The sequence below is a fragment of the Henriciella sp. genome (genome assembly GCF_049649345.1).
In the GTDB taxonomy this organism is placed as follows: domain Bacteria; phylum Pseudomonadota; class Alphaproteobacteria; order Caulobacterales; family Hyphomonadaceae; genus Henriciella.
The window spans coordinates 1-3015 of the sequence record NZ_JBARZC010000023.1 but is presented as its reverse complement, the minus strand read 5'-3'; the positions used below and the strand labels follow the sequence as shown (position 1 = coordinate 3015).

Annotated in this window: 3 protein-coding genes; all 3 read left to right on the top strand. The window is 60.2% G+C overall.

Annotated elements, in window-relative coordinates:
• The first annotated feature begins 384 nt into the window (after positions 1-384).
• Positions 385-1449 (top strand): septal ring lytic transglycosylase RlpA family protein, encoded by a 1065-nt coding sequence (locus WA989_RS00660; protein ID WP_424338607.1) that lies wholly within the window; start codon positions 385-387, stop codon positions 1447-1449.
• Positions 1450-1546: 97 nt separating this feature from the next.
• Positions 1547-2710 (top strand): D-alanyl-D-alanine carboxypeptidase family protein, encoded by a 1164-nt coding sequence (locus WA989_RS00655; protein ID WP_424338606.1) that lies wholly within the window; start codon positions 1547-1549, stop codon positions 2708-2710.
• Positions 2707-3015, top strand: a 309-nt coding sequence (gene tmk / locus WA989_RS00650; protein WP_424338605.1) for a dTMP kinase, incomplete at its 3' end; no start/stop codon positions are given. The genes WA989_RS00655 and tmk, both read left to right, overlap by 4 nt.

The window sequence follows — 3015 nt, the reverse complement described above, 5'->3', positions numbered from 1 at the left end:
GTGTCCATCACGACATGGTAAACAAAACCATCAACAGAAGTTGCTTACGCCGCTCGAAGAAACCGGGTTGCGTATAAATGACCACAGAACGAGGTTTGGATGACCGGTCCGATTATTCTGCAAAAGCAGACCGCGCTTATAGTTTCAGCTCTGATTTTGGCGGCGCCCGCCTCCGTTGCGGATCGCAGCAAGCCAGCGCCAATCGAGTATGCAGGGCAGGGCAGTGTGCCTCGTGCCAACTCAAATGCCACAAGGGATGCATGGCGCGGTCCGGTCACCCGCTCAGGCCCAGGCGCACCGCCATCTGCGCGCGTTCAGCTTGATTTTTCCTATCCGGGGGCGCCGCAGCAGCAGGCCGCACCAGCGAGACAACAAACCGCAAGCGTGGAAAAGGCGCCGGGACTGACGGCGCCAAGAAGTTCTGCGCCCGCCTGGCCCAGTGACGTCTCAAGCAAGGTCCGGCCTGCCGCCGCCCCCAAAGGCCCGCAATCTCTTGTCCTCGACCGAAGCCAAACCAATACGATACCTGCCGCCCGGCAGACTGAGCCCGTCACGCCGAACTTCGTGGCGGCGAGCGCCGAAGAGCGCGGTCTCGCCTCCTGGTATGGAGAGGACTTCCACGGAAACCCGACCGCGAATGGCGAGACATTCGACATGAATGCCATGACGGCTGCGCACCGCACGCTGCCGCTGCCCAGCCTGGTTCAGGTCATCAATGAGGCGAATGGCAAGGAGATTGTCGTCCGCGTAAATGATCGTGGCCCGTTCAAGGATGACAGGGTCATCGACCTGTCCCGTAAGGCTGCCCAGACGCTGGACATTCTGAGCGCTGGCACTGCGCCTGTAACTGTAAAGTATCTCGGCCCGGCGCCGGAAGCAGAAGAGCAGCCTCTGACATTTGCAGAGCTCGACGAACCAGCGCCGCGCATCGTGAAGGCTGAACCCCAGCTTGTCGAACAACAAGACCGCGATCTTTATGGCGATTTCCTGATGGGCGGTGTCGAGCCGACCCTGGGCGTGCCGGACCCCGGCCAGTCTATCGCGACTCCAGCTCGCCTTGCGAATGCCACACCGCCCGCTCAGCGCGATCTTGTGCCAGCCGGCGTGCAGCAGGCATCGCTTCCCCCTCTGCAGCCAGCGCCGGTCCAGACAAGACCTGAACCGATCCGCGCGGCCGCGACTCCTGCAGCGGCGCCTCAACCCACCGCAAACGCCTTCGCGCCCAAAATCTATGTCCAGATTGGCGCCTTTGCAGATATCAGCAATGCTGAAGGCATGAATGCGCAGGTCGGCCGGCAGTATCCGGTCGATATCGAGCCGGTGCGCGTACAGGGTGCAGACTATTTCCGCGTCCTTGTCGGTCCGTTCCAAAGCCGCAATGCCGCCGATCTCGCAAAGTACCAGCTCGGCGTTCGCGGGATCGAGGATGGCTTCATCGTCCTGAGATAATCAGCAGCAGCCATTGACGATTGTCTCAAAGCGGCCCTTTTTCTGAAGCACGGTTCCCCTAGCTAGAGTGTGGAACCCGTGCCCGGAGAAAGACACAATGAACTTCACCAGATTTGCCCTGCCATTTACCCTCGCCACAGGCATGGCATTCACAGCGTCGGCCCAGCTTATCGATACACAAGCCGAATATGCTGTGATCATGGACTATGAGACACAGGACATCCTCTTCTCCAAGAAGGGCGAAGAACCGATGATCCCGGCCTCGATGACCAAGATCATGACGGCGCATGTTGTCTATGACGCGATCGAGAATGGGGAAATCTCGCTGGACGATACGCTGCCTGTCAGCGAGCGGGCCTGGCGTGAAGGCGGGTGGGCCACTGGTGGCTCGACCATGGGCCTCAACATCGATGAGACCCCGACTGTCGAAAATCTTCTTCGTGGCGTGATCATCCTGTCTGGAAACGACGCTTGTATTGTTCTTGCCGAGGGCCTGTCCGGCACAGAAACCGCTTTTGCGGGCCGCATGACCGATCTCGCCCAGGACATGGGGCTGGAATCGGCCAGCTTTAAGAATGCAAGCGGCCTCTATGCTGAGGACCATGTGATCTCGGCCGCAGATCTCGCGCGTCTCGCCCGCATGGAGATCGACAAGTTTCCCCAGTATTACAATTTCTATTCCGAAAAAGAGATGACCTGGAACGGCATTACACAGGGCAATCGCAATCCGCTCCTGTATTCCATGGAGGGCGCCGACGGCCTGAAGACCGGACATCTGGAGGTCTCCGGCTATGGGCTTACCGCATCGGCGGTGAGAGACGGCAAGCGCCGGATCCTGGTGATCAACGGGCTCGACAGTTCGCAGGCCCGTGCAGACGAGGCCGAGCGATTGATGCGACTGGCGTTTACGGCCTTCGATACAAAGACGGTCGAGCCGGGAGCAGAGCCGTTGGCGAATGTGCCGGTCTGGAATGGCGAAGCCCGCGAGGTCGGCGTCAAGCTGGAAGCGCCGATCCGCGTCGCTGCTCACAAACGCGCCTTCGACGATGCCGTGACCGAGATCGTCTATGACGGTCCGATCGCCGCGCCGATCACGGCAGGCGATGTCGTCGCTTCGCTCTCCATCACGCTTGAGGGCAAGGACGAACCCATCCTCGCGCCACTGGTGGCGACTGACAATGTCGGGAAGCTCGGCTTTATGGGCCGCGCCATCGAAGGGCTCAGCCTGAAACTTTCAGGGCCGTCTGCCGACGCATCATGAACCGTGGCCGCTTCATCACGATTGAAGGCGGAGAAGGATCTGGAAAGTCGACCCTGATCGAAGGGCTTCGCAAGCAGTTCGAGGCGTTGGAACTGCCGCTGCTGATCAGCAGAGAACCAGGCGGCACAGCGCTTGGTGAGGCTGTTCGCACGCTCGTCCTGGATCCGCCTGACGAGGAGGAATGGAGCCCATTGGCCGAGGCTTTGCTGATGAATGCGGCCCGCGCCGATCATATCGAGAAAAAGATCCTCCCGGCGCTTCAGCGCGGCGACTGGGTTGTCTGTGACCGTTTTGCAGATTCAACC